Below are 25,199 nucleotides of genomic sequence, written 5' to 3'. Positions count from 1 at the left end.
TACCAGGGGGCTGCCGGGAGCTCATGGCGCTCGGCCGGGGCGTCGAGGGCACCAGTATGCTCGACTGATGCCTCGTCACCTGCGCATCGCGATCGTCGGCCCGACGCACCCGTACTCCGGCGGCATCGCCACCCACACGACCTCGCTCGCACACCGACTGCAGGACGCCGGGCACCGCGTGCACCTGCTGTCCTGGAAGGCGCAGTACCCCGCGTTCCTCCGCAGCGGGACCACCCGTGTGCCGGAGTCCGAGCCCGAGGTGGCGCCGTTCCCGTCGTCGACGGAACGGCTGGCTTGGTACAACCCGCTCACCTGGATCCGCGCCGGCCTCACGATGCGCGGCGCGGACGTCGTCGTCGTGACCGGTGTCACGCCGTACCACGCGGTGCCCTACGCGGTGATGCACGTCGCAGCCGGGCGCCGACCGCGGGGCGTGGTGCTCGCGCACAACGTCCTGCCGCACGAACACGGCCGGTTCGACGAGCGACTCGTGCGGATGATGTACCGGCAGTACGGTGCCGTCCTCGTGCACAGTGACGAGCAGGCGGCGCTGGCGCGCGGCATCGTCGGTGACGACCCGGACGTCGACGTCCGGGTGGCTCGCCTGCCACTGGCCGACCTGCTGCTCGGCGACGGACCGGACTCCTCCGAGACCACGACCGACCCGGAGGTGTCGGCCGCGACGTCGGTCGACGGTACGGTGACGGTCGGCTTCTTCGGCATGGTGCGGCACTACAAGGGGGTCGACCAACTCCTCGAGGCTGCCGCGCGGGTCCCCGGCGTCCGGGTCGTCGTCCGCGGTGAGTTCTGGCAGCCCGTCGACGAGTACCGCGAGCAGGCCCGGTCGCTCGGCATCGAGGACCGCGTCGAGGTCGTCGACGGCTACGTCGCCATGTCGGACATGGCCGCGATGATCCGGGGCTTCGACGTCGTCGCGCTCCCGTACCGCTCGGGCTCGTCGTCCATCAACGTGGCGCTCGCGCACCGGTTCGGCACGCCGGTGCTCGCCACCGACGCGGGCACCCTCGCGCTCGACGTGCGCGACGGGGTCGATGGGCTCGTGGTCCCCGCGGACGACGTCGACGCGCTCACCGAGGCCCTCCGACGCCTGGTCCGTCCCGGCGAACTCGCGCGGCTGCGGTCCGGTGTCGACCAGCACGCATCCGACCGGATGTGGACCGCTTACACCGACACCGTAGCGGGCTTCGTCGGCGCCTGAACGACGGCTCCGAGCGACATCAGGGACGCGAGCGGTCCCGCCGTCCGACGGAGACCGCGACCCCCGCCATGGCGAAGTCCGCGATCGCGTAGAGCAGCCGTGACAGCACCGCGGCCGTGACCGCGACTGCGGGTCCGGTGACCGAGGCGAGGACCGCGGTCAGCACGAACTCACGGACGCCGAGTCCCGCGGGGAAGGGGATGAGCAGCACGCCGAGGGCGAAGGCGAGCGACATCGCGGCGATCGACGGGATGAAGCTGCGCGCCGGGTCGACTCCGAGCCCGATGAGGACCAGCCAGAGCTGCACACCGGCGAACAGCCAGTTGCCGGCCTGGAGTACCGCGCTGGACCCGCCGACCCTCCACCCGTAGGAGAACGGGGCGTCCGGGCGACGCAGGACGCGGAGGGCGAGCCGGACACCGAAACCCATCACCGGTGGGGTGAGGCACACCAGGAACGCAACGCCGACCACGGGCAGCCACCAGTAGTCCTGGAGCAGGCGCGGGTCGATGAACGGGACGAGGACCGCCCCCACGCCGAGGCCGGTCGCGATCGACACGAGCATCGAGATGAGCGAGAGGACGATCGACGACGACTTGGCGAGGCCGACCTCACCCGCCATCTGCGCCTGTGCAGCGATGGGCCAGACGGACCCCGGGAGGTACTTGCCGAGTTGACTGACGAAGAACACCCGCCCGCCGCGGAGCACCGGGAGTCGGACGTCGAACGCCGGCCAGACCACGATCCACGAGAGCATCGACAGCACGAGCGCCACGACGACCGACAGGAACGCCAGCACGAGCCACAGCGGGTCCATCGACCGGACGGCATCGGAGACCTCGTCCCACTTCCCGGCGATGTACAGCGCACCGGCGACGACGACGGCGACCATGAAGGCGATCTTCACGCCGTTGACCAGCCAGCGGCGCCGGCGACCGGAGGCGTTCGTCGGAGCATCCCCGGTGCTCGCCGTCGCCGGCTCCGGGGTGCGCGCCGCAGCCTCGTGTGGGTCCGGTGTGCCCGTCACGCGGTGAGTGCCCCCGCCTGCACGGCGGCGGACAACGCCTCGCGCCAGTCGCGCATCGGGGCGAGCCCGGCGCGGGCCCATCCGTCGTGCCCGAGGACGCTGTAGGCCGGTCGGGGAGCGGGACGGACGAAGGCAGCGCTGTCCGTGGGCAGCACACGCTCCGGATCGAGTCCGAGCTCGCTGTAGATGGCACGCGTGAAGTCGAACCAGGACGCCTGTCCGGCGTTCGTCCCGTGGTAGGTGCCGGCTGGTGCACCGGACTCGACGAGCTCGACGATCCGTGCAGCCAGGTCACCGGTCCACGTGGGCTGCCCGACCTGGTCGGTGACCACGCTCACGGTGTCGTGGGAACCGGCCAGTCGGAGCATCGTCGCGGCGAAGTTCGGGCCGTGCGCGCCGTAGATCCACGCGGTCCGCACGACGTACGAGGAGTCGGGCGCGATCTCGCGGACGAAGGACTCACCCGCGGCCTTCGTCCGGCCGTAGGCGTTGATCGGGTCGGTCGGCGCGTCCTCGGCGTACGGCGCGGTGCCGTGGCCGTCGAAGACGTAGTCGGTCGATATCGTCACCAGCTTGGCGCCGTGGCGGACCGCGGCGCGCGCCAGCAGCTCCGGCCCGGTCGCGTTGACGGCGTACGCCTCGTCCTCGTGGGTTTCGGCGTCGTCGACCTTCGTGTAGGCCGCCGAGTTGACCACGACGTCCTGGCCGGCGACCGCGGCGTCCACGGCGTCGGGGTCGGTGATGTCGAGGTCGGCGCGACCGAGCGCGGTCACGTCCGCGTTCCGGAGGGCGTACTGGAGGTCCTGGCCGAGCATGCCGCTCGCGCCGGTGATGAGGTACCGGGTCATGGTCTCGTCGCCCCTCAGGAGAGAGCCGCGCGCTCCTTCAACGGCTCCCACCAGGCGCGGTTGTCGCGGTACCACTGCACCACGTCGGCGAGCCCCTGCTCGAACGGCACCTGCGGCTCGTACCCGAGCTCGGACCGGATCTTCGAGATGTCGACCGAGTAGCGGAGGTCGTGGCCGAGCCGGTCTGCCACGCGGTCGACGAAGGACCAGTCCTTGCCGGTCGCCTCGAGGAGCATCCCGGTGAGCTCCTTGTTGGTGAGCTCGGTGCCGCCGCCGATGTTGTAGACCTCGCCGGCACGGCCCTTGACGAGCACCATCGCGATGCCGCGCGTGTGGTCGTCGACGTGCAGCCAGTCGCGGATGTTGTCGCCCTCGCCGTACAGCGGCACGTGGCGGTCGTCGATGAGGTTCGTGACGAACAGCGGGATGACCTTCTCGGGGAAGTGGTACGGGCCGTAGTTGTTCGAGCAGCGCGTGATCGAGACGTCCATACCGTGCGTGCGGTGGTAGCTCCGAGCGAGCAGGTCGCTGCCCGCCTTCGACGCCGAGTAGGGCGAGTTCGGCTCGAGCGGGCGGTCCTCGGACCAGGAGCCCTCGGCGATCGAGCCGTAGACCTCGTCGGTCGAGACGTGCACGAAGCGCCCGGTGCCGTGGCGGAGCGCAGCGTCGAGGAGGCGCTGCGTGCCCACGACGTTCGTCTCGACGAAGACGCCGGAGTCACGGACCGACCGGTCGACGTGGGACTCAGCGGCGAAGTGCACGATCGCGTCGACGCCCGGGACGACCTCGTCGAGCTTCGCGGCGTCGGTGATGTCCCCGTGGACGAAGGTGTAGCGGGGGGAGTCCGCCACCGGAGCGAGGTTCTCGAGGTTGCCGGAGTACGTCAGCGCGTCGTACACGACGACGTCCGCACCCTCGAGGCCCGGGTAGGCGTCCTCGAGGGTCCGGCGGACGAAGTTCGAGCCGATGAAGCCGGCTCCTCCGGTGACGAGGATCTTCACGTGTGGGTTCCTTCCCGTAGCGCCGCACGGCGGTCGGTCGTGGCGGCTGCGGACGGCCACCATTGTAGGGGCAGCCGTTCCGCGGGTCGCCCTCGGTCGGACGTCAGGCGTCCGGAACCGCGCCCACCGGGTCCACGCGGGCCCGACCGGCGAGCACGAAGCGGCGCACCGCGAGGAACGCCCAGACCATCCCCGCCGCTGCCAGCACGATCAGGACCACGATCCCGGGCTGTCGTGCGGTGGTGAGGTTGGCCATCAGGGCCAGGCCGTGCGTGGTCGCCTGCAGATGGAAGTTCTCGTAGAAGCCGCGGTAGGCGACGGTCAGGCCGTACAGTGCGATCAGCGGGAACGCCCAGCGTACGACCGTCGCGAAGCGCTCCCGGTCCGTCCACGCCGACAGCAGGCGGTGCCACGCGATGGCGGACACCGTGATGAGGGCGGTGAGGGAGGCGAACAAGTAGCGGCCCTGCACCCCGGCGATCACCTGGGTGTCGTCGTAGGACTGGAAGTTGTCCTGCACTTGGACCACGAGCGTGATCGCCGGCAGGAGCGCCATGACGACCACCACGTCACGGGAGGGGCTCCGGCGGAACGCCCACCCGATGACGGCAGCGAGCGCGATGACCGTGAGCGTGTCGGTCAGGATCGGGGTCATCGGGAACTGCAGCGCCCCGAACTGTCCCCAGAAGGACGTGCTCAACCGGTCCCAGACGACGTTGAGGAAGCCGCCGAAGTCCGCGCTGGTCTGGTCGCCCCACGGCTTGAGGACACGCAGCTCGTCGGCGCCCTTCGGCTGCAGGGTCCGGAACAGCACGAGGTTCCGGATCCACCACCAACTGCCGAGCACCGCGACCACGGTGCCGGTGACGGCGGTGCGTGCGATCCGGGTCCGGAGCGGGAGGACGCCGCGGCCGGCCACGAGCAGGGCGACCGCCACGAACGGCACGGTCGGCAGTCCGGTGCCCTTGACGGAGCACACGGCCGCGACGGCGACGCCGAGCCAGACGAGCGTGCTCCAGCGGTGGTCGCCGGTCATCGTGCGCGCCACCAGCCAGGTGATGACCGCGCCGAGCAGGAAGACCGGCACGTCGTTCGACACGGCGGACCCGATCTGGGCGAGCTGCGGCACCGCGAACAGTGCGAGCGCGCCGACGACGGCGGTGCGCGGCGACCGGGTGACCCGGCGCACCGTGCTCCACACGAGGAACGGGAGCGGGATCATCATCAGCACGTTGAACAGTCGGAGGGCCATCACGCCGACGTCCCACGGGTGGTGGAAGAACCCGACGGCCTTCAGGACGAGCGCCGCGACCGCGTAGTAGGTCGGCGGGTGCTGACTCATCTGGTTCGGGTAGTCGTGGAAGCCCGGGTTCGTCGCGATGAGGTCGGCCACGGTCGCGCGGTCGGCGGATGCGACCGTGCTGCGCTGCCCCTGCTCGGCGTACGTGACCGCGAGCAGGTCCATCGTCCCCGGGTCGGGCCAGCCGTTGCCGATCGCGATCTGCTCGGCGGCGTCGTAGTGCGCGGCCTCGTCGGGTGCCGCGAACATCGGGGTGACGAAGGCCCAGAGGGTGAGGAGGAGTGCGAACGCCGCGGTCACGGCGATCACGGAGATGCGCTCTGCGCGGGAGAGGGGCGGCACGCCCCCCTGCGTGTCGTCGTGCCGCATCAGTCGCCGTACCGCTGCAGTTTCTGCAGGTCGAGCTGCTCCTCGGCGAGGGTCCGGTTCAGGCGGGTCAGGTCGGCGACGACGCCGATGACGATCGAGAGCACCGCTGTGATGAGCAACACGACGCCGAGGATGATCGACTGCAGGTGGTCACCTCCGCTGTCCACCGCGAGGAGGACCAGGTACCGCACGAGGGGCCACAGCCCGAGCGCGCCGAGGATCGCGGCGACCCAGAGGAACAGGGCCATGGGCCGGTACATCAGGTACACCCGGGCGATCGCGGAGCCCGACTGGAACATGTGCTGCCAGATGTTGCTGAAGAGCCGGGACTCGCGCGTCTTCGGGTTCGTCGTGATCGGGATGCTCGCGATCGCCAGGCGCTTGTACCCGGCCTGCACGATCGTCTCCATGCAGTAGCTGAAGCGCGTCACGATGTTGAGGCGGATGAGAGAGTACTTCGAGTACGCGCGGAACCCGCTGGCGGCGTCGGGCAGGTCGAGTCCGGCGGCGCGGGACGCGACCCACGACCCGAAGCGCTGCATGAGCTTCTTGAAGCCCGAGAAGTGCTCGATGGTCCGCGTCTGCCGGTCACCGATGACGATCTCGGCTTCCCCGCGCAGGATCGGCTGGACGAGCTCGGCGATCTGCGCCTGCGGGTACTGGTTGTCGCCGTCGGTGTTGACGACGATGTCCGCGCCGTGGAGCAGCGCGTAGTCGACGCCGTCCCGGAAGGAGCGGGCGAGCCCCATGTTCGTGGTGTGGTGCACGAAGTGCGTGACGCCGTGCTCCCGGGCGACCTCGACTGTGCGGTCGGTGCTGCCGTCGTTGACGACGAGGATCTCGATCTCGTCGATACCGTCGATCTCGGTCGGGATGGAGTCGATCACGCTGGCGAGCGTGTTCTCCTCGTTGAGGCAGGGGATCTGGATGAACAGTTTCACGGGTTCAGCTGCGTCTCGTCTCTTGGCGGATGCGGTCTGCTCCGTGTCCTCGGAGCGCATGTCAACTGACACAGCCTATGTGCTCCGCACGGGTCTCCGTGGTCCCGACGGCGTGCGGCGAGTCAGGAGGCGCGGAAGCGGTATGGGAGACTCGCCCCCGTGCGACGTTCTCGACCCTCCCTTTCCACATGGGTGATCCTGGCGGCCGCGCTGTTCGCCGCCTTCGCCTCGCTCGTCTGCGCGTGGAGCCAGGCTCCGCTCAACTCCGGCGACGAGGCAGCCCACCTCGACTACGCGATCGACGTGTGGCACGGGCACCTTCCGTACTTCTACGACGGCGTGACGAACCGTCCGCCCTTCGGCATCATCCCGCCCGTGCAGTGGGTCTCGCAGCACCCGCCGTTCTTCTACCTGGTGCTCGCGCCGTTCGTGGGACCGCTCTGGGACGCCGGCCACCCCTACATGTCCGTGCTGGCCGGACGGTCTGCCAACGCCGGGTTCGCCGCGGCGACGGTGCTCTCGGTCGGGTGGGCGGCTCGTCGGGTCGTCCCCCGTCGTCCCGACGTCGCGGCGGTCGCGGCGGTGATCGTCTCGCTGACCGGCATGTTCCTGTTGGTCGGGGGAGCGATCTACAACGACCTGCCGAACATGACCTTCGGGGCGCTCGCGATCGGCGTCGCTGCCTCCGCGCTGCGCTCGGGGCTCTCGGCTCGGCTCGTCGTGGGTGCGGCGGTCGTCACGACGCTCGGCATGCTCACCCGGTTGACGTTCGTCGTGTTCGTGCTCGCCGTCGTGGTCGCGTTCCTGCTGGCGCGCTGGCGCCGCTCCGGCTTCTGGTCGGACTGGCGCGGGCACGTCGTCGCCGCGGTCACCGTCGTCGCCGCGCCGGTGCTCGCGTCCACCTGGTTCTGGCTGCGCAACATCCGGCTCATGGGCACCATCGTGGGCAACGACGTGGCCTACGGCGAGCAGCACCTCGGACGCAAGCAGCAGACGTTCGGCGAGGTCATCGGCAGTTCGTCCTGGTGGAAGAGCCTGTTCGCGCTCTACAAGGGCCACCTGCCGGGCAACGCCGACTGGACGTACTCGCTGCTCCTCGTCCCGCTCGTGCTCGCCCTGCTGGTCGGCGTGGTGACGGCAGCGGTGGTCGTCGCTCGCCGCCTCCGCCGTGCCCGTCGGACGGTCGGTGCTCGTTCCACCGGACGCCGAGGAGCGCTCACCGCCGGCCGGACGCGTGAGGAACTCCTCGCCGACCTGCTCGTCGTCGCGATGCTCGTCGCGCTGACAGCTGCTGTGCTCGTCGGCCAGGTCCGGTTCTCGACCACGGGCGGCGCGCCGAACGTGCGGTACTCGCTCGCGGTCATGCCCGTCCTGGCCATCCCGATGGCGATCGGTCTCACCGGCCTGGGGCGGGTGCTCTCGGCGGTGGTGACGGTGCTCTGGATGGAGACCGCTGGCTACATCTGGTTCCAGATCCAGGACTTGCAGAAGGCCGCCTTCGGGGTGGAGCGCACCCTCGTGGTGTCGCGCTGGACGTTCGTCATCGCGCTGGTGTTCTTCTCGGCGATGCTCGTCGGCGTGTGCGCGATGGCGCTCCGCCGTCGGCGCGAGGTCGCCACGGTGGTGACCGGCGACGTCAGCACGGAGCACGGAGCGGGTGACGGACCGGAGCCGGGGTCCTCGACGGCGTCCGTCGCCGCGTCGCAGCACGCACCCCAGCACGCGCCGCGAGCGGTCGGGACACCCCCGGCCGGGGACACGTCCCGGCACGACGGCGAGACGCCGGGCCCGCGGGCCGCCCCGCTGCCCGACGTCCCGACAGGCGCGCACGCGACGCCCGCCCCCGATCACCGAGCGGAACCGGGCGCGGTCGACGCCTCGTCCGACGCAGCGCCGCACCCGGCGTCGCGCGCCCGCGGGTCCCGTTGGGCTGATTGATAGGCTCTCCTGGTGCAGATCCGCGAACTGAAGATCCAAGGCGCGTGGGAGTTCACGCCCGTCCAGCACGGCGACGCACGAGGAGCGTTCCTCGAGGCCTACCGTGCCGACGTCCTCGAGGAGACGGTCGGACACCCGCTCGATCTCCGGCAGGTGAACATGTCCATCTCCTCCGCCGGTGTCGCCCGGGGCATCCACTACGCCCTCGTCGCGCCGAGCCAGGCGAAGTACGTGACCGCCGTGCGCGGTGCGTTCATCGACTACATCGTCGACATCCGCGTCGGCTCCCCGACCTTCGGCCAGTGGGACTCCGTCCGCATCGACGACGTCGACCGCAAGGCCGTCTACCTGTCCGAGGGCCTCGGCCACGCGATCGTCGCACTGGAGGACCGGTCGACGGTGAACTACCTCGTCAGCGCGCACTACGACCCGCAGCGCGAGAAGGGGATCACCATCCTCGACCCGACGGTGGGCCTCGAGTTGCCCGAGGGCCTCGGCGAGCCGGTGCTGTCCGAGAAGGACACCGCGGCGCCGACGCTCGAGCAGGCCGCGGAGCAGGGTCTCCTGCCCACCTACGAGGAAGCGCTCGCGTACACCGAGTCGCTCCGCACGAAGAAGTAAGGGAGACGACCCGATGAAGGGCATCATCCTCGCCGGCGGTTCCGGCACGCGCCTCTGGCCGATCACCAAGGGCATCAGCAAGCAGCTCATGCCGATCTACGACAAGCCGATGGTGTACTACCCGCTGTCGACGCTCATGATGGCGGGCATCCGCGATGTCCTCGTCATCACGACGCCGGAGTACAACGAGCAGTTCAAGGCGCTCCTCGGCGACGGCTCGAGCCTCGGCATGGACATCCAGTACGCCGTGCAACCGAGCCCGGACGGCCTGGCACAGGCCTTCGTCATCGGTGAGGACTTCATCGGGGACGACAGCGTCGCCCTCGTCCTCGGGGACAACATCTTCCACGGTACGGGCCTGGGCACGAACCTCCGGAAGAACACCGAGGTCGACGGGGCCACGATCTTCGCCTACCACGTCGCCGACCCGACGGCGTACGGCGTCGTGGAGTTCGACGACGACTTCACGGCCGTGTCGATCGAGGAGAAGCCGGCGGACCCGAAGTCGAACTACGCGGTCCCCGGGCTGTACTTCTACGACAACAAGGTCATCGAGATCGCGAAGACGATCGAGCCGAGCGCCCGCGGGGAACTCGAGATCTCGACGGTCAACGAGCGCTACCTCGAGGCGGGGGAGCTCGGCGTGCAGGTCCTCGACCGCGGCACCGCCTGGCTCGACACCGGCACGTTCGAGTCCATGATGCAGGCATCGGAGTACGTGAAGGTCATCGAGGACCGTCAGGGCTTCAAGATCGGCTGCATCGAGGAGATCGCCTGGCGCAACGGCTGGATCGACGACGCCCAGCTCGCCGAGCTCGCCGCGCCGCTGGTCAAGGGCGGCTACGGCGTCTACCTGCAGCGCCTGCTCGCCAGCTGACCCTCCGGTGGCGATCTTCGGACGCCGCGGTCGCCGCGCGACGCCCTCCGGGACCGACGACGGCCGGGAGGCGCGCCCCGCGCCCGTGCCGGCGGGGTCCGTCCTCCCCGTGGTCGGGTGGGACGGCGCGCTGCCGCTGCTCGACCGCCCGGTGACGGTCGTCGTGACGACACGCTCGGACCGGCACGCCGAGGTGCGGCGCCTCGTCGCGACGGCGCGGGCCGCGTTCGGGTCCGGTGTCGACGTCCGCGCGGTGAGCTACGTCGCTGACGCGTCACCCGTGGACGGCTTCGACCCGGCGCTCCCGTGGGTGCGCCGGGAGCCCGTCGCGGGCCTGGGGTCGGCGGTGAACGCCGGTGCCGCCGACGGGGTGGGGCACACGCTCGTCGTCGTCGACACCTCGGTCCTGCTCGACGCCGACGCGTTCGTGGCGCTCGCACACGACGTCCGGGGTCCGGTCCAGGCCCGCGTCCGGACCGCCGACGGTGGCTGGCGCAACGGTGCACGGCTGCTCCGGCCGGGTGCCCTGCCGTGGTCCGACGACCGGCCGACACCGACCGGCGACCCCGTGTTCGGAGCGGACCAGCCGGTGGTCTCGATGCCGTGGGCGGCGGTCGTGCCGGCCCCGTGCCTCCCGGACGAACGCACGACCCTCACCGCCTGGACCCGGACCGCGGCGGACGCGGTGCAGGTGCCGGTCCGGGTCCGCGACGTCGGTACCGTGGTGCGCACCGTCGAACCCGGCCGCACCGTCGACGCCGCGGTCGTCGACGTCGTCGCCGGCTGGCGTGACGGATCGTGGGACACCGCTGTGCCCGGCGCCGCAGTCGTGGCCGGTCCGCCGCTGCCGCCCTGGGGTGCGCGGCCGGTGGCTCCCGCGACCCGGGCCGCGGAGACCGCCGAGCGGATGACCTGGGCGGTCAAGATCGCCGCGCCTGCCGGACCCGCTGGGGACGGGTGGGGTGACGTGCACTTCGCCGCCGAACTCGCCGAGGCGCTCCGGCGCCTCGGCCAGACCGTCCGCATCGACCGGCGGGACGCACACGTCCGGGACGACGACGGTGCCGACGACGTCACGCTCGTGGTCCGCGGGCTCGACCGGGTGCCGCCGAACCCCGCGTCGGTGAACCTGCTCTGGGTGATCAGCCACCCGGACGACGTCGCCGACACCGAACTGCGGTCGTTCGACCGGTCGTTCGCCGCCGGGCCCGCGTGGGCCGCCGCCGCCTCCGCACGGTCGGGCGTGGCGGTGGCGACGCTCCTGCAGGCGACCGACCCCGCGGTCTTCCACCCGGGCGCCCGGTCGGACACGAGCGAGGACACCGGACGGGTGGTGTTCGTCGGGTCGACGCGGGGGACGGCGCGACCGGTCGTCGCCGACGCCGTCGCACTCGGGGCCGACCTCCGCGTGCACGGCCCGGGGTGGGGAGGGGTGGTGCCGGACCCGGCGCTCGGAACGCCGTCCCTCGCACGGGACGAGGTCGCCCGCGCCTACGCGTCCGCCCGCGTCGTGCTCAACGACCACTGGCCGGACATGGCGGCTGGTGGGTTCCTGTCGAACCGGGTCTTCGACGTGCTGGCGTCCGGCGGTGTGGTCGTGACCGACGAGGTGGCCGACCTCGCCGACCTGCTCGACGTCCCGACGTTGGCGGTCGCACGGTCGCGCGACGACCTGGCCGCCCTGCTCGACCCTGCGCACACGTGGCCGTCGGCCGCCGAGCGGTCCGAGGTCGCGGCGCGGATCGCTGCCGAGCACTCGTTCGACGCCCGTGCCCGCGTCCTGCTCGACGCCGCACGGCGGGGACGCGCTCGGTCGTCCGCCTGACGCGGCAGCGTGTGGCTCGTCAGCGCCGGGTGACCCACCGGGCGCGGACGGCGAGCCCGACGCGCAGGACGAGTCGGAGCGGCCAGAGCCACCAGGCCCGGTACTTCCGCGAGAGGAACCGGTAGGCGCTCCGGTGGTGCTCGATCTCCATGCGCCGACGGTTCGACGACGTCGAGTGCGCCCCGGTGTGCGTGACGACGGCGGTCGGCACGTAGACGTTGGCCCGTCCGGCCAGCCCGACGCGCTGCCCGAGGTCGACGTCCTCGAAGTACATGAAGTACGACTCGTCGAACCCGCCGAGCTGCCGGAACAGGTCGGTGCGGACGAGGAAGCACGCACCGGACAGCCACCCGGCCTCGCGCTCCACCACCTGGGTCGTGGACCAGTACCGCTGGCTCCAGGGGTTCGCCGGCCAGAAGCGGGAGAACGCCGCGTGCCCGAGGCCGGTCCGGAGGGAGGGCAGCTGGCGCGCGGACGGGTAGGTCTCGCCCTGCTCGTCGAGGATCCGCGGACCGAAGGACCCGCCGTCGGGCAGCCGGTCGGCGGCGGCGACGAGCTCGTCGATGGACCCCGGGCCGAGGACGACGTCCGGGTTCGTCACGAGCAGGAACTCCGGTCGCACCCCGGGCAGCTCGTCGTCGAGCGCGGCGAGGGCTGCGTCGATCCCGCCGCCGTACCCACGGTTCCCGCCCGAGGACACCACGACGGCCCCGTGCGCGGCACCGATCGCCCGGAGCGTGTCGACGTCGGCGGAGCCGTTGTCGGCGATCACCACGGACACGGGCGACGAGGACGCCCCCTCGATGCTCGCGAGGAACGGCCGGATGGTGTCGCCCGTGTTGTAGGTGACCGTCAGCACGGCGACGCGGGTCATCGGCGACCCCCGGCGACCGTCTCGTACGCGGACACGTGGACCGCGGCGGTGGCGTCCCACGTGAAGTCCTCGGCGCGGCGGAGCGCGGCGGCACGGTGCGACGCGACCCGGGCGGGGTCGTCGAGCAGGTCCGTGATGGCCGTGGTCAGCGCCGCCGCGTCGGGTTCGCTGTACACGGCCGCGTCGCCGCCGACCTCGGGGAGCGACAGGCGACGGGTCGTGAGCACGCACGCCCCGGTGGCCATCGCCTCGACCACCGGGAGCCCGAAACCCTCGCCGAGCGACGGGTAGACGACGAACGCAGCGCCACCGAGGAACCCGGCGAGGTCCTCGAGCGGAAGGTAGCCGGCCTCGACGACGTGGTCGGCGTCCTGCAGGGCGTCGAGCCGGGCGATCGCGGCGTCGTCCCAGCCACGGGCGCCGGAGAGCACGAGCCACGGCGTCGGGGTGCCGGTCGCCGCACGGGCCGCGCGGACGGCGGCGTACGCGTCGAGCAGTGCCGGGACGTTCTTGCGCGGCTCGATCGTGCCGAGGAAGGCGATCCACGCGGCGTCGTCGGGCAGGCCCGCGGCGACGCGGGCGTCCTCGACCTCGGCGGTGGTCGGCTCGTGGAACCGGGTGCGGTCCACGCCGAGGGGTGCCACGCGGACGTCGGCGCTGATGCCGCGGACGACCCGGGCTGCCTCGGTCGCGGTCGCCGCGCTCGGGACGATGACGACGGGGCGGGTGCGGAGCGACCGGCGGCTCCACCAGGTGAAGAACGTGCGCTTCAGGCGGGAGTGCCACTGCGGGTCGGAGAAGAACGTGGCGTCGTGGAGCGTGACGACGGAGCCGCGGCGCCAGGCGAACGGGAACGTGTAGTGCGGCGAGTGCAGCACGGTCGCCCCGATCCGACGGCCGAGCAGCGGCAACCCGGTCTGCTCCCACAGCAGCCGCAACGGAACCGAGTCGGTCCACGCCGGGGCGGTGTGCACCGTGACGCCGGTCGCCAGGGCGCGGAAGTGGGCGGCGTGCACGGGCCGGACGACGAGGTGCACGTCGAGGCCGGACGCCCCGAGGTGTCCCGCGATCCCCTCGACGTAGCGGCCCACGCCACCGAGCGCCTGCGGTACCGCGGTCCCGTCGATGAGGACGGTGAGCTGCGGCACGCGTGGTTCCTTTCGGCCGGGACCGTCGACGGGGGAGCGTCCAGGATAGCCCGACCCGGTCATGCGCTCGGGTCCACGCCACTCCGCGGGACGGACGCGAGCCGGGACTCGCGTCCGCGACGGGCGAGGTGCGCGGGGAGGTGCACGACCACGTCGGCCAGCGCTGCCAGGACGAGCCGGGCCTCCCGACGGTCGCCCCGCCCGGCGAGTCCGGCGACACCGCGCAGCAGCGTGCGGACGCCCGCTCGTCCCACGGTCCGCCAGGGAGCGTGCCAGAGCGCGACGACCAGGCGGTTGCGCGCGTTGCGGAACACGAAGAGGTCGCTCTGCACGCCGGACGAAGCCGAGTGGTCGTGCACCACGACGGCGTCCGCCGCGTGCTCGACGCGCCAGCCGCGGCGGCGGAACCGCCAGGCCAGCTCGGTGTCCTCGTAGTACATGAACAGCGACTCGTCGAGCAGGCCGACGTCGTCGAGGGCGGTCCGGCGGACGGCCGCGGCACCCCCGGAGAACCCGAAGACGCGCCGGTCCGCCACGCGGTCGGCCGGCGCGAACCAGTCCCGGTCCATCCCGTTGCCGTCGCGGTCGACGCGGACGCCGGTGGAGTTCAGCCGGACCTCACCGTCCGGCGACGGCGTCCACAGGGAGCCGTCGTGGTCGCGGAGCGTCCGCGTGCCCGGTGCGGTGCCGCCCGCCGGGAGGCGCGCCCACCGTCCGGCGAGCACGATCCGGCCCGTCACCGCGGCCACGTCCGCGTCCGCTCTGTCGAGGTGGTCCCGCAGCGCGGTGACGAACCCGGGGGCGGGCTCGGCGTCGTTGTTGAGGAGCACCACCAGGTCGGCGTCGGTGCGTCGGATGCCCGTGTTCGCCCCGGCGGCGAAGCCACCGTTGCTCGGCCGGGCCACCACCGTCACGCCCGGCAGCTCCCGGCGGAGGACCGCGACGGAGTCGTCGGAGGAGCCGTTGTCGACGACGACCACCTCGTCGGCGCCGCCGTCGCGGAGGACCGCACGCACCGCCCGCGTGGTGAGGTCGGCACGGTTCCAGTTGACGACGACGACCGCGGTCCGGGAGGCGCCGTCGGTGGGCGTCAGTCGAGCTCCTCGATCGACGGCTTCGCGTAGACGGTGCCGACGGCGTCCCCGAACGACGGGACCTCGAAGGAGTCGCACTCGGGCAGGTCGTGCAGGTGTCGACCCGCGGAGTCCATCATCGAGACGTTGATGAAGTACTTGCCCGTGCCGAAGTTCGTGTCGGCGATGCGGATGCGGAGCTTCCGGCGGCCGTGGAGCGGTTCGAGGTGGATGCCCATGATGCCGGTCGTGGTGCCGTAGACGACCTGACCGGCGGTGTTGTTGATCTGGACCGCGGCCTCCCAGTCGGAGACGCCGTCCAGGTGCTCGAACTCCATGTCGACCAGCAGGTCGTCACCCGGGGTGACCCCGTCGCGCTGGCCCTTGCCGTCCGCGTGCACGCTCGCTCCGAGGACGGTGCCCCGGCCGACGGCCACGTCCGCGCTGAGTTCGCCGGCCCGGCGTTCCTCGAGCACGTCGCGGAACAGGCTCACGGCGCCGATCGGGTCACCGTCGTGCAGGACCTTGCCCTTGTTCAGGAGGACGACCCGGTCGCACATCTCCTGCACCTGGCTGAGGGAGTGCGTGACGATGATGATCGTCTTGCCTTGTTCCTGGAACGAGCGGATGCGGTCGAGGCACTTGCGCTGGAACGCCTCGTCACCGACCGCCAGGACCTCGTCGACCAGGAGCACGTCGGGGTCGGTGTGGACGGCGACCGCGAAGGCGAGCCGCACGTACATGCCGGATGAGTAGAACTTCACCTGGGTGTCGATGAAGTCACCGATCCCCGAGAAGGCGAGGATGTCGTCGAAGCGCTCCTCGGTCTCCTTCCGCGTGAGCCCGAGCAGGCTCGCGTTGAGGAAGACGTTCTCGCGGCCGGACAGGTCCGGGTGGAACCCCGCACCCAACTCGAGCAGTGCCGCCAGGCGACCACGGCGCGCGACCGTGCCGGACGTGGGCTGGATGATCCCGCCGATGGCCTTGAGCAGGGTCGACTTGCCGGAGCCGTTCTGCCCGATGAGCCCGACGGTGGTGCCGGCCTGGATCGAGACGGTGACGTCGTCGAGCGCCCAGAAGTCCTGCCGGTGCTTCCGGCCGGCGCGGCCCAGGGTGACGATCCGCTCGCGGATGGTGTTGTCCTTGCGGACGACGAACCGCTTGCGGACGTGGTCGATGACGATGACGTCCGGGCGGTCGGTGTCGGCGCCAGCGGTCGCCGGGGCGACGGGGGTGCTGATGGCCATGGTCTAGAGCTCCTGCGCGAAGTTGCCCTGCAGCCGGGAGAACACCCGCTGCGCCCCGAGCAGGCAGAGGAGCCCGATCACGAGGGCGATGCCGAGGCGCATCATGAGGTGCGGGGGGTAGTCGACCGGCGTCGGGTGCAGCCAGATCGCGTTCTGCAGCCCGAGCACCGAGAGCGTCAGCGGGTTGTTCGTGTAGATCGCCAGCAGCCATTGCACCTTCAGCTCGGCGACGACCATCGAGTACGAGTAGACGATCGGCGAGGCCCAGAGCAGCACCATGAGGCCGACGTCGATGACGAACTGCACGTCGCGCAGGTACACGTTCAGTGCCGACAGGACGAGTCCGATCGCGGCGCCGTACACCAGGATCACCAGCAGCGACGGGATGAGGTAGACGAGTCCCTCGTGCCACGGGAACACCCCGAGCGCGATGGTCGCGGCGATGAGGATGGCGAACTGGATGAGGAAGTTCACCAGCGCCGCGCCGACACTGGCGAGCGGGAAGACCTCGCGGGGGACGTAGACCTTCTTGATGAGGCCGCTGTTGCCGACGATCGAGCCCGTCGAGCCGGCGACGATCTCGCTGAACAGCGTGTACGCCGTCAGGCCGGTGAAGACGTAGATCGCGAAGTTGTCGATCGCCCGCGACGAGCCGAGGATCTTCCCCATCACGAAGTAGTAGATCATCAGCTGCGTCAGCGGACGCACGAGCGTCCACACGAACCCGAGCGCCGAGTCCTTGTACCGCGCCTTGAGGTCGCGGCGGATGAGCATCCCGAGCATCTCGCGCTGACGGAAGACGTCGCGCAGTTCTCTCCAGGTGCCTTTGAAGGCGCTCGTCGGAGCGCCGATCACGACGAGGGGCTCCTTCGCGAGCGCCGTCATGCGGGCTTGGTCGACCATACGTCTCTTCGTTCGTGGGGGCAGGACCGGAACAGCATACTCACCGGGCCGCCGCGGACGCCCCGGGAGCGGCCGAGCGGCGGTCGTTGCCCGACACCCGTCGTGCACCCCGAGTGGGGGCCATTCCCGTCGGTCCCTGTCGCGGGCCGCCGTTTCCGGGTTACCGTTGTCGCAACCCGGACCCTTGTCAACATCCACAGGACGGCCCGTCAGCATGCAGCTTGCTCCACGGCCGATCGCTGCGTTCGCGGTGGTCGGTGTTCTGTCTCTCCTGGCGGCGGGTTGTTCCGCCGGGGGAGACGCTCCAACCCCTTCTCGGTCTGCGTCGTCGACGCGGACCCCCACTCCGACCACGTCCGCGTCCGCGACCGGCACGGCTTCGGCGAGCCCCACCCAGGCACCCGCCGGACCGACGAGCGTCCCGGGTGACGGCGGCGCCACCGACGGCGACGCGGACGACGTGCCGTCCGCGTTCCCGGGCAGCGGCGTGACGACCGAGCCCGACGCCGACCCCGGCGACTTCGCGGCGACGGCGCTCGTGACCTTCGCCGGTTGGGACGCCGGCACGCGGCAGCTCCAGGCGGGCGGCCTCGTCTCCGGCACGACGGACACGTCCGGCACCTGCCGGTTCACCGCGACCAAGGGGGCCACCACCCGGACCCTGACCAGCTCGGCGCAGGCGAGTGCCTCGTCGGTGAACTGCTCCCAGGTCTCCTTCCCCGCGAGCCAGGTGTCCCGCGGCACCTGGTCGATCACCCTGCAGTACTCGGTCGGGTCGGCGTCGACCACGTCCGAGCCGATGACGGCGGAGGTTCCGTGATGCGTTCCATCGAAACGACCGACAGCGACCCCCGGACCCGGCAGGGCCGTCGCCGGCCCGTGCGCCCGCTGCGCTCCGTGCTCGGCATGGTCGCCGCGCTGGCGATCGCGGTGAGCGGCCTGACGGTCGGCACCGTCGTCGCCGAGACGACCACGACCGAGTCCGCCTCGGCTGCGGTCGCGGCGAACTTCGACCCGGGCAACCTCATCAGCGACCGGAACTTCTTCGACGGTTCGGCCATGAACGCCTCGGGCGTGCAGTCCTTCCTGAACAGCGTGGCGCCGAACTGCAAGCAGCAGAGCGGTGGGCCGGTCTGCCTGCAGGACTTCACGCAGAACGTCACGGCGATCAAGGCCGTCAGCGGGCGGTGCAACGCGATCGCCGGCGGCAACAAGTCGGCTGCCACGATCATCGCCCAGGTGGGCGCGGCGTGCGGCATCAGCCAGAAGGCGCTCATCGTCCTGCTCGAGAAGGAGCAGGGCATCATCGCCACGTCGCGGCCGACCAACTGGATGTACCAGCACGCCACCGGCTTCGCGTGCCCGGACACCGCCCCGTGTGACCCCGCCTTCCGCGGGTTCGCGCAGCAGGTCTACGCCGCGGCGCTGCAGTTCAAGCGCTACCAGGCCACGCCGTCGTCCTGGGCGTACCAGGCCGGGCGGAACAACGCCGTCCTGTACAACCCGAACGCCGCGTGTGGCCGGAAGACGGTCTACATCCAGAACCAGGCCACGGCGGGGCTCTACATCTACACGCCGTACACGCCCAACACGGCCGCGATGGCGAACCTGTACGGCAGCGGCGACAGCTGCTCGGCCTACGGCAACCGCAACTTCTGGCGTATGTACACCGACTGGTTCGGCTCGCCCACCGGTGGCTCCTCGCCCGTCGGTTCGCTCGACGCGGTCACCGGCGGCGCCGGGACGGTCACGGTGCGCGGCTGGACGGCGGACCCCGACACGACCGACCCGATCCGGGCGCACGTCTACCTGGACGGCAAGGGCAAGGCCTCGATCCCGGCGGACCGTGTCCGTGCCGACCTCGCTCCCTCGCTCGGAGCGGACAACACGGCGCACGCCTTCCAGACCACGTTGACGGGGATCGCCGCAGGGAAGCACACCGTGTGCGTGTACGGGATCAACGTCGGAGCGGGTTCGAACACCATGCTCGAGTGCCGCGACGTGACGGTGGCGGCCGCCACGACCGCGAACACGATGCCGGCCGGGAACCTCGAGACGGTCACGGGCGGCGCGGCGTCCATCGCCGTCGGCGGGTGGGTGCTCGACCGCGACTCGTCCACAGCGACCGCCTACAAGGTGCAGGTGGACGGAGTCGGGGCGATCTCGGCCACCACCGACAAGGTCCGCACGGACGTCGCGGCGGCCCACCCGGGTGCGAGCGCGACGGTCGGCTTCTCGAGGACCATCACGAACGTCACCGCCGGCACCCGGACGGTGTCGCTCTGGACCCAGGACAAGCCCGGGACGCGGTGGGTCGAGGTCGCCGAGAAGTCGGTGTCCGTCACCGCCGCAGCGACCGCGAACAAGCCGCTCCGCGGGTCGTTCGACTCTGCGACCGGTGGTGTGGGCACGGTCGCCGTCCGTGGGTGGGCGATCGACCCGGACACGACGGCGCCCGTGAAGTACAAGGTCCACCTCGACGGTGTCGGGGCGGCGGCCAGGAGCGCGGACGCGGTCCGTGCCGACGTCGAGAAGGCGCACCCGGGCTGGGGGTCGGACGTCGGCCTGGCGGTGACGCTGACCGGCGTGAAGCCGGGCAGGCACAGCGTGCGGGTCTGGTACCAGGACCTGCCGAGCGGCAAGTACGTGGACTTCGGCACGAAGACCGTCACGGTGACGAGCCCGGCGCCGGCACCGGTTCCCGCGCCCACCGCCTCGACCGGGCCGGTGCGTGGCGCGTTCGACTCTGCGACCGGTGGTGTGGGCACGGTCGCCGTCCGTGGGTGGGCGATCGACCCGGACACGACGGCGCCCGTGAAGTACAAGGTCCACCTCGACGGTGTCGGGGCGGCGGCCAGGAGCGCGGACGCGGTCCGTGCCGACGTCGAGAAGGCGCACCCGGGCTGGGGGTCGGACGTCGGCCTGGCGGTGACGCTGACCGGCGTGAAGCCGGGCAGGCACAGCGTGCGGGTCTGGTACCAGGACCTGCCGAGCGGCAAGTACGTGGACTTCGGCACGAAGACCGTCACGGTGTCCTGACGACGGTCACGATGTGACGAACGGGAGGCGCGGTGCCAGCTGGCACCGCGCCTCCCGTTCGTCACCGGCGGGACCGACAGGGCTGCCGGACGCGGCCGCCGAGCCGGGCCACGACGCGCGGCCGCGCTCAGCGGAAGCGCAGCGACCGGGCGACGCCGCCCAGACGGCGGAGCACCCGGTACTCCGCCGACCGGGTCAGGGCGTCGTACCGCTGCGCGATCGCGTCCCGCTCGGTCTCGGCCCGCAGTCGGGCCTCCTCTGCGGCGCGGCGCGCCTGGTCGAGCACGGCCACGGCCTCCTCGGACACGATGAGCCGCCGGTTGATGTCCTCGACGCCGGACCGGTGCACGTCGCGCTCCCGGACGGCCTCGCGGAGTTCCTCGCGCTGCAGCGCCGTCCACCGGAGGAGCGGGTCACGCACGCCGGAGCGCTCGGCCGCGCGCGCGACGGCGACCGCGAGGGACGGCGCGACCTCGGTGGCGCGGGTCGCGTAGGAGTGTCGTTCCAGGACGACGCGGCGGAGCCGCTCGACCACGGCGTCGCGTTCGACGGCGGGCATGCCGATGGCCCGCTCGAGCGACGGGGCGTCGTGGAAGACGGGGACCTCGCCGAGGCCCAACTCGTCCAGGCCGAGTGCGCACGTGGTGACCGGCAAGGCGCCGCAGGCGAGTGACTCGTACAGGCGCGAGTTCAGCGTGCCGAACGCGGCGGCCGGGGCGATGACGTCGTCGACCACGAAGGCCGCCGAGCGGTACACCTCGGGCAGGGCGAAGTACGACACCGCGGGGTGGAGCTCCACACCGGGCGCCGGTTCGACGTGCTCGACGTTCGCCGCGAACCAGACGATCGGCTCGGCCGGCCGGACCTGCTCCAGGACGTCCTGCACGCCGCGGCGGACACCCCAGAAGTTCACGGTGGTCACGGTCCGGTCGCTGCGGACCGTGGGCTCGCCCGGGGCCTCCGCGCTGAAGAGGTCGAGGTCGACACCGATCGGCACGACCTGGACGTCGTCGACGACGCGCAGGAGCTCGTCCCGCGCGGGCGAGGAGGACGCCCAGACGGCGTCGTACTCACCGAGCCACGGCAGCGACGCCCACTGGGCGGTCCAGTTCCGCACCCAGGCGATCGTCGCCGTGCCGGCCGGGACCAGGCCGGGGACGAAGGACTCGATCATGCTCACCAGCACCGTGGTGTCGGCCGGGACGTCCTCCGCCCACCGGTGGACAGGCCACACATCGACTCCCCAGCCCTCCGCGCGGAGCGCGCGCGCGAGACCGAGCGCGACGAAGAGGTCGCCCTTCCCCTCGGTGGGGTCGTCGGTCGAGACGGCGAAGCGGATCGTCCCTCGCGGACCGACGCGGTGGTCGCCACGCGCGATGGCGGCGTACTCCTCGGCGAGCGGCGAGGAGGACGGGGTGGTCGGGATGGAGGACTGGGTCACGAGGGGCTCCGGGTGTGGGGGAGGACGCCGGGACCTGGGGCGGTCGCGGCGGACGGGCTGCCGGGGGGATGCCGTGTGCCATTGTGCCCGAACCGGTGCTGATCGCCCGGGAGCGCCGTGCTCGACCTTGTAGGGTGAATCCGGCCGACGGGCACCCCGGCGGCCGCATCGCTGATCGCTGCCGCGCACGCGGCAGCCGCTGGAGGAACCCGCCGTGACAGAGCGCAAGCCGGGAGTCGTGTCCGTCGTCCTCGTGAACTACAAGGGCACGGACGACACCCTGACGAGCATCGCCGAGCTCCGGAAGCAGGACTGGCCGCAGGACCGGCTCGAGGTGATCGTCGTCGACAACGGCTCCGGTCCGGAGCACGTCGGCCGGCTCAAGGCCTCGGACCTCGACTTCACCTTCATCGACTCCGGCGCGAACCTCGGGTTCACCGGCGGGTGCAACCTCGGTGTCGAGCGCTCCTCCGGTGAGATCGTGGCGTTCCTCAACAACGACGCCCGCCCCGACGTCGGCTGGGTGCGCGAGGCGATGGCGACGTTCGCGGCCGGTGCCGACATCGGCGCCGTCGCGTCGAAGGTGCTCGACTGGGAGGGGGTCAACGTCGACTTCACCGAGGCGGCGATGACCTGGTACGGCATGGGCTACAAGCCCTTCGCCGGGTCGCCGGACACCGGGCGCTGGGAGTCCGAGACGGACGTGCTGTTCGGGACCGGCGCGGCGATGTTCATCCGCGCGGAGCTGTTCGAGCAGCTCGGCGGCTTCGACGACCGCTACTTCATGTTCTACGAGGACGTCGACCTCGGCTGGCGGCTCAACCTGCTCGGCTGGCGCTTCCGGTACCAGCCGAAGTCGGTCGCGTTCCACAAGCACCACGCCTCGATGAACAAGTTCGGCGACTTCCGCGAGACGTACCTGCTCGAGCGCAACGCCCTGTTCACGCTCTACAAGAACCTCGGCGAGGAGCAGCTCGCCGTGGCGCTGCCCGGGTCGCTCGCGCTGGCCGTCCGCCGCGCGGTCGGTCGTGGCGAGCTCGACTCGACGGAGCTCGACCTCCGCAACCCGGGTGACGACAGCGTGCCGACCATCCCGGTGCCGAAGACGTCGATGGCCGGCATCTACGGGGTCGACCAGTTCGTCGAACAGCTGCCGTCGATGACGGAGTCCCGCCGCGAGATCCAGGCGACGCGCGTCCGGACCGACCGGGAGCTCCTGGGGCTCTTCGGCAACCGGGACGAGCCGGCCTACCCGATCGAGGACTACCTGGCCGGGTACGACAAGATCGTGCACTCCCTCGGGGTCCTCGACGTCGTCTCGCGCCGGCGCATCCTCATCATCACCGGTGACTCCATCGGCGAGAAGATGGCGGGCCCGGCGATCCGTGCGACCCGCATGGCGAAGCAGCTCGCCGCCGAGCACGACGTCCGCGTGGTCAGCATGACGCGGTCGTCGTCGATCGACCCGTCCTACGACGTCGTCACCGTCCCGCACCGTCACCCGCGCCAGATGGTCGAGCACGAGGCATGGGCCGACGTCATCATCGTGCAGGGACACGCGCTCCGCCTGTTCCCGGTGCTCGAGTCGACGAGCAAGATCCTGGTCGTCGACGTCTACGACCCGCTGCACCTCGAGCAGCTCGAGCAGGGGCGCAGCGACGACGTCGACAAGTGGAACCGCCAGATCCTCGACGCCTCGGACACGCTGAACCACCAGCTCGAGCTCGGCGACTACTTCCTGTGCGCCTCCGAACGGCAGCGGCTGTTCTGGCTCGGTCAGCTGGCCGGCTCCGGACGGGTGAACGCACGGACGTACTCGCGGGACCCCGACCTGCGCTCGCTCCTCGGTGTCGTGCCGTTCGGGCTGTCGTCGACGCCGCCGGTGCACGACCAGCAGCGCGTCAAGGGCGTCGTGCCCGGCATCGGTGCGGACGACAAGCTCGTCGTCTGGGGTGGCGGGATCTACGACTGGTTCGACCCGATCACGCTCGTCCGTTCGGTCGGTCGCCTCGCCGAGCGCCGCCCCGAGGTCAAGCTCTTCTTCATGGGCGTCCAGCACCCGAACCCCGACGTGCCGGAGATGGACATCGTTGCGAAGGTCCGGGCGGAGGCGGACGCGCTCGGGCTGACCGGCCGGAACGTCTTCTTCAACGACGCGTGGATCCCGTACGAGGAACGCGGCGCCTACCTGCTCGAGGCCGACGCCGGTGTCTCGACGCACTACGAGCACCTCGAGACCACCTTCTCGTTCCGGACCCGCATCCTGGACTACCTGTGGGCACGCCTGCCCATCGTGACGACGGCGGGCGACTCCTTCGGCGACCTGGTCGCGGAGGAGCGGCTCGGTGTCGCCGTGCACGAGCAGGACGTCGAGGGGCTGGCTGACGCGCTCGAGACGGCGCTCTTCGACGAGGCCGCGCGTGCCGAGTTCATCGGCAACGTCGACCGGGTACGCGAACGCTTCACGTGGGAGAACGTCCTCGAGCCGCTCGTCGAGTTCTGCCGCAACCCCGTGCGCGCCGCGGACAAGACCGTCCGCGAGCCCGCCGGGGCCGTCGAACCGCACCAGATGCGCGTCCGGGTGCCGGAGCGGAAGAAGTCGTACGGCCTCCGGCACGACCTCGGTCGGGCGGTCCACTACTTCCGTGCGGAGGGACCGCGGAGCGTGGCGAGCAAGCTCAAGCACCGTCTGCAGAACCGGTGAGCCCTGCGGAGACGACCGCCCTCGTCATCGTGCCGACGTACGACGAGGCCGAGAACATCCGGATCATCACGGCCGCCGTGCTCGACGCCGCGCCGTCGGTGCACCTGCTGGTGGTGGACGACGGGAGCCCGGACGGCACCGCCGACGTCGTGCGCGAGATCGCCGCGGCGGACCCGCGGGTCCACCTGCTCGAGCGGAGCGGCAAGCTCGGCCTGGGCACGGCGTACGTCGCCGGCTTCCGCTGGGGACTCGACCGCGGCTACCCGCTCCTGGTCGAGATGGACGCCGACGGTTCGCACCCGGCGGACCGTCTGCCCGCGCTGATCGAGGCGGTCCGCTCCGACGAGCAGGTCGCGCTGGCGATCGGTTCGCGTTGGGTGGCCGGCGGGTCGGTCGTCGACTGGCCCCTCCGGCGCGAGGTCCTGAGCCGCGGGGCGAACACGTACGCGCGGATCCTGCTCGGGCTCGGCGTCCGCGACGTCACGGCCGGCTACCGCGTCTACCGAGCCGACACCATCGCGTCGATGGACCTGTCGTCGGTCGACTCGAAGGGGTACTGCTTCCAGGTCGACATGACCCTCCGCGTCGACGACCTCGGCGGTCGGATCGTCGAGGTACCGATCCGGTTCCGCGACCGCGTGCACGGCGTCTCCAAGATGAGCCAGTCCATCGTGGTCGAGGCGATGCTGCGCGTCACGCAGTGGGGCATCCAGCGACGGCTCGGCCGGCGACGCGACCGGCGCTGAGCGGTCCCGGACGGCGATCCACCGCCTGCGGCCCCGTCCGCCGACGGACGGGCGGCGG

Annotated in this window: 20 protein-coding genes; 9 read left to right on the top strand and 11 right to left on the bottom strand. The window is 71.4% G+C overall.

The window, feature by feature from the left end:
- Nucleotides 1–67 precede the first annotated feature (67 nt).
- Nucleotides 68–1,219 (top strand): glycosyltransferase family 4 protein, encoded by a 1,152-nt coding sequence (locus tag DEI91_RS05865; RefSeq protein ID WP_111051405.1) that lies wholly within the window; start codon nucleotides 68–70, stop codon nucleotides 1,217–1,219.
- A 19-nt stretch (nucleotides 1,220–1,238) separates the two neighbouring features.
- Here DEI91_RS05865 and DEI91_RS05860 read toward each other — a convergent pair whose 3' ends face one another.
- The 5 genes from DEI91_RS05860 to DEI91_RS05840 form a co-directional block, all read right to left on the bottom strand.
- Nucleotides 1,239–2,246: a YbhN family protein gene (locus DEI91_RS05860; protein WP_181439502.1), complete on the bottom strand. Its 1,008-nt coding sequence runs from the start codon at nucleotides 2,244–2,246 to the stop codon at nucleotides 1,239–1,241.
- Nucleotides 2,243–3,094, bottom strand: coding sequence for a dTDP-4-dehydrorhamnose reductase (rfbD, locus tag DEI91_RS05855; RefSeq protein ID WP_111051403.1), 852 nt, complete (start codon nucleotides 3,092–3,094; stop codon nucleotides 2,243–2,245). The genes DEI91_RS05860 and rfbD overlap by 4 nt, the downstream gene beginning before the upstream one ends.
- A gap of 14 nt (nucleotides 3,095–3,108) precedes the next feature.
- Nucleotides 3,109–4,095: a dTDP-glucose 4,6-dehydratase gene (rfbB, locus tag DEI91_RS05850; RefSeq protein WP_111051402.1), complete on the bottom strand. Its 987-nt coding sequence runs from the start codon at nucleotides 4,093–4,095 to the stop codon at nucleotides 3,109–3,111.
- A gap of 103 nt (nucleotides 4,096–4,198) precedes the next feature.
- Nucleotides 4,199–5,737 carry a DUF2142 domain-containing protein gene (locus DEI91_RS05845; protein ID WP_181439501.1) on the bottom strand — a complete coding sequence of 513 codons (1,539 nt, stop codon included), beginning with the start codon at nucleotides 5,735–5,737 and terminating at the stop codon, nucleotides 4,199–4,201.
- 26 nt (nucleotides 5,738–5,763) lie between these two features.
- Nucleotides 5,764–6,705: a glycosyltransferase family 2 protein gene (locus tag DEI91_RS05840; protein WP_111051690.1), complete on the bottom strand. Its 942-nt coding sequence runs from the start codon at nucleotides 6,703–6,705 to the stop codon at nucleotides 5,764–5,766.
- A gap of 159 nt (nucleotides 6,706–6,864) precedes the next feature.
- On the opposite strand from DEI91_RS05840, the gene DEI91_RS05835 reads away from it, so the two are divergent.
- From DEI91_RS05835 to DEI91_RS05820, 4 genes are read left to right on the top strand one after another with little or no spacing between them, the layout of a single operon-like run.
- Complete coding sequence (locus DEI91_RS05835) at nucleotides 6,865–8,643, top strand: hypothetical protein (protein ID WP_146244222.1); 1,779 nt, start codon at nucleotides 6,865–6,867, stop codon at nucleotides 8,641–8,643.
- 12 nt (nucleotides 8,644–8,655) lie between these two features.
- Nucleotides 8,656–9,264: a dTDP-4-dehydrorhamnose 3,5-epimerase family protein gene (locus DEI91_RS05830; protein WP_111051399.1), complete on the top strand. Its 609-nt coding sequence runs from the start codon at nucleotides 8,656–8,658 to the stop codon at nucleotides 9,262–9,264.
- Between the two features lie 13 nt (nucleotides 9,265–9,277).
- The gene (rfbA, locus tag DEI91_RS05825; RefSeq protein ID WP_111051398.1) at nucleotides 9,278–10,141 is read left to right on the top strand and encodes a glucose-1-phosphate thymidylyltransferase RfbA; all 864 of its coding nucleotides are present in this window, start codon (nucleotides 9,278–9,280) and stop codon (nucleotides 10,139–10,141) included.
- Nucleotides 10,142–10,148: 7 nt separating this feature from the next.
- Complete coding sequence (locus DEI91_RS05820; protein ID WP_111051397.1) at nucleotides 10,149–11,966, top strand: glycosyltransferase; 1,818 nt, start codon at nucleotides 10,149–10,151, stop codon at nucleotides 11,964–11,966.
- A 19-nt stretch (nucleotides 11,967–11,985) separates the two neighbouring features.
- Here DEI91_RS05820 and DEI91_RS05815 read toward each other — a convergent pair whose 3' ends face one another.
- The 5 genes from DEI91_RS05815 to DEI91_RS05795 are packed head-to-tail and all read right to left on the bottom strand — an operon-like array spanning nucleotide 11,986 to nucleotide 17,211.
- Nucleotides 11,986–12,840 carry a glycosyltransferase family 2 protein gene (locus DEI91_RS05815; RefSeq protein WP_111051396.1) on the bottom strand — a complete coding sequence of 285 codons (855 nt, stop codon included), beginning with the start codon at nucleotides 12,838–12,840 and terminating at the stop codon, nucleotides 11,986–11,988.
- Nucleotides 12,837–13,988 (bottom strand): glycosyltransferase family 1 protein, encoded by a 1,152-nt coding sequence (locus tag DEI91_RS05810; RefSeq protein ID WP_111051395.1) that lies wholly within the window; start codon nucleotides 13,986–13,988, stop codon nucleotides 12,837–12,839. Before DEI91_RS05810 ends, DEI91_RS05815 begins: the two co-directional genes overlap by 4 nt.
- A gap of 59 nt (nucleotides 13,989–14,047) precedes the next feature.
- Nucleotides 14,048–15,160 carry a glycosyltransferase family 2 protein gene (locus DEI91_RS05805; RefSeq protein ID WP_111051394.1) on the bottom strand — a complete coding sequence of 371 codons (1,113 nt, stop codon included), beginning with the start codon at nucleotides 15,158–15,160 and terminating at the stop codon, nucleotides 14,048–14,050.
- Complete coding sequence (locus DEI91_RS05800; protein ID WP_111051393.1) at nucleotides 15,079–16,308, bottom strand: ABC transporter ATP-binding protein; 1,230 nt, start codon at nucleotides 16,306–16,308, stop codon at nucleotides 15,079–15,081. The genes DEI91_RS05805 and DEI91_RS05800 overlap by 82 nt, the downstream gene beginning before the upstream one ends.
- Before the next feature lie 3 nt (nucleotides 16,309–16,311).
- Nucleotides 16,312–17,211 carry an ABC transporter permease gene (locus tag DEI91_RS05795; protein WP_111051392.1) on the bottom strand — a complete coding sequence of 300 codons (900 nt, stop codon included), beginning with the start codon at nucleotides 17,209–17,211 and terminating at the stop codon, nucleotides 16,312–16,314.
- Between the two features lie 460 nt (nucleotides 17,212–17,671).
- Between DEI91_RS05795 and DEI91_RS05790 the strand changes: the two genes are divergently transcribed.
- Both DEI91_RS05790 and DEI91_RS05785 read left to right on the top strand, forming a co-directional pair.
- Nucleotides 17,672–18,031, top strand: a complete 360-nt coding sequence (locus DEI91_RS05790; RefSeq protein ID WP_111051391.1) for a hypothetical protein — start codon at nucleotides 17,672–17,674, stop codon at nucleotides 18,029–18,031.
- Nucleotides 18,031–20,250 carry a hypothetical protein gene (locus DEI91_RS05785; RefSeq protein ID WP_111051390.1) on the top strand — a complete coding sequence of 740 codons (2,220 nt, stop codon included), beginning with the start codon at nucleotides 18,031–18,033 and terminating at the stop codon, nucleotides 20,248–20,250. Before DEI91_RS05790 ends, DEI91_RS05785 begins: the two co-directional genes overlap by 1 nt.
- Nucleotides 20,251–20,377: 127 nt before the next feature.
- Here DEI91_RS05785 and DEI91_RS05780 read toward each other — a convergent pair whose 3' ends face one another.
- Nucleotides 20,378–21,691 (bottom strand): glycosyltransferase, encoded by a 1,314-nt coding sequence (locus DEI91_RS05780; protein ID WP_111051389.1) that lies wholly within the window; start codon nucleotides 21,689–21,691, stop codon nucleotides 20,378–20,380.
- A gap of 214 nt (nucleotides 21,692–21,905) precedes the next feature.
- On the opposite strand from DEI91_RS05780, the gene DEI91_RS05775 reads away from it, so the two are divergent.
- Both DEI91_RS05775 and DEI91_RS05770 read left to right on the top strand, forming a co-directional pair.
- On the top strand, nucleotides 21,906–24,395 hold the full coding sequence (locus DEI91_RS05775; protein WP_111051388.1) for a glycosyltransferase: 2,490 nt from the start codon (nucleotides 21,906–21,908) through the stop codon (nucleotides 24,393–24,395).
- Nucleotides 24,392–25,141: a polyprenol monophosphomannose synthase gene (locus DEI91_RS05770; RefSeq protein ID WP_111051387.1), complete on the top strand. Its 750-nt coding sequence runs from the start codon at nucleotides 24,392–24,394 to the stop codon at nucleotides 25,139–25,141. The genes DEI91_RS05775 and DEI91_RS05770 overlap by 4 nt, the downstream gene beginning before the upstream one ends.
- Nucleotides 25,142–25,199 lie beyond the last annotated feature (58 nt).

The sequence above is a fragment of the Curtobacterium sp. MCBD17_032 genome, from assembly GCF_003234855.1.
Lineage (GTDB): Bacteria > Actinomycetota > Actinomycetes > Actinomycetales > Microbacteriaceae > Curtobacterium.
The sequence above is the reverse complement of the archived record's forward strand: the minus strand, read 5'-3'. Positions and strand labels throughout refer to the sequence as shown.